This is a genomic window from Cyanobium sp. NIVA-CYA 375 (assembly GCF_056108345.1).
In genome coordinates this window covers 1-1,449 of the sequence record NZ_JBSYHW010000205.1, presented here as the reverse complement: position 1 = coordinate 1,449, position 1,449 = coordinate 1, and the positions used below count along the sequence as shown (strand labels likewise).

The 1,449-nt window shown below is 51.6% G+C and carries 1 protein-coding gene; it reads left to right on the top strand.

Annotated features, from left to right (window positions below):
- A partial coding sequence (locus tag AC01FP_RS17570) for a hypothetical protein (protein ID WP_474482008.1) occupies positions 1–1,382 on the top strand: 1,382 nt, incomplete at its 5' end.
- Between the last annotated feature and the right edge of the window lie 67 nt (positions 1,383–1,449).

Here is a 1,449-nt window from a genome sequence, read left to right as displayed (position 1 = left end):
ATCGACGCATTAGTCATGTCCTCAAGCCCCCGGATGTACTGATCAGAGGGGTGACAACTTTCCTGAAACTGGGGGAAGATATTCCCGATGAAGTGGTAAGCGTGGCCGCTTCGTGCATCAGGAATCTAAGGCTTGCTGCTCATCCACGAAGCCTTGCACTATGCCCAACTCCTCGCAGTGATAATGCACGTGATGCTGAGCGCACTGCCCGGAAACGTGCAGCATCTCTTGTTCAGGAAGGACTGGATCAATTCAATGTTGAAAAACTAAAGGTCGTGCCCGAATGGCCTTTGGTCTACTGGTGGAAGTCCGACTTGATCAATGCCTACGCCGAAGCGCCCACCATGGAAAGCATTGCTCCTTGCAAAGCTGCTCAGTCAACTGGCGATAATAATCGATTTACACGTAACTCCTGGGAGATATCTGCGTCGAAAAATCTCAAAGATTCCACAACACAAGATAAATGGTGCCCTTTGATCAAAGGCGCCTCTGGAGCCGAATGGATTGATCCTCTGAAATACGTCGTACATTGGGGTCCCCACGGGCTTCCAATTAAGTCATACAAGTCCCGCCAGTCTGGAACTGATACGTGCGGCCTTGCAAACGAAGATTTTTATCTTTTGCGAATTGGTGTTGCATTCAATGCAATCGGATCCGTTTTTTCAGCAAGGGCCCACAGATTTGTAAGCATATTTGAATCCGCAGGAAGCTCCGTATTTCCCGATGATGTCGCAAACGCGGTTTGCGCTATGAACAGTAGTAAGAGTCGAGGCATTCTTTCATCTTTAAATCCTACTGTAAATTTTCAGGCCGGCGACGTAAACCGACTTCCCCTATTTCATGTAGCCGATGCAAATGAGATATATGCTAAGATCTTGAATTCATTCGAGAAGCATGAGCATCATCGTGAATCCTCAATAGAATATATAATGCCTGGCGACTCGCCTTGGGCACATACACAAATCTGGGCCCAGCAAGCTATCGACCGCCCAGAAGGAGCACCTCTTCCTGAGTACATCCAAGAACTTGACCCCGAGCCCCCCACGGATCACCTGAGTTTTGCCCTTGGTGTCGCCTTGGGCCGTTTCGCTCCCGTCGATGAGCAGGGCCAGCCCACCACGAGCAATCAGGCCGGAATCCTCGATCCAGCTGCCGCTGACCTCTCCCATGCCCTTCCGGCAGGGATTCTGTTTCTCGATGGCTCGTTAGAGGAAAACGATCACCGCGATGACCTCGGCACAGCCGCCGCGGCCCCTCTGCATGAGGCCTGGTCACTCTATGGATCAGCCATTGCCTCTAACCGCAGCCTGCGCGATTGGCTGCGACTGGACTTCTTCACGGATGTGCACAAGGCCATGTATGAGAACCGTCCGATCCGGTGACTTTCAGGAAAGTTGTCACTCCTTGGCTGCCATTCAGGCGGCCTTGATTAAGGGTAGCGCCATGAGC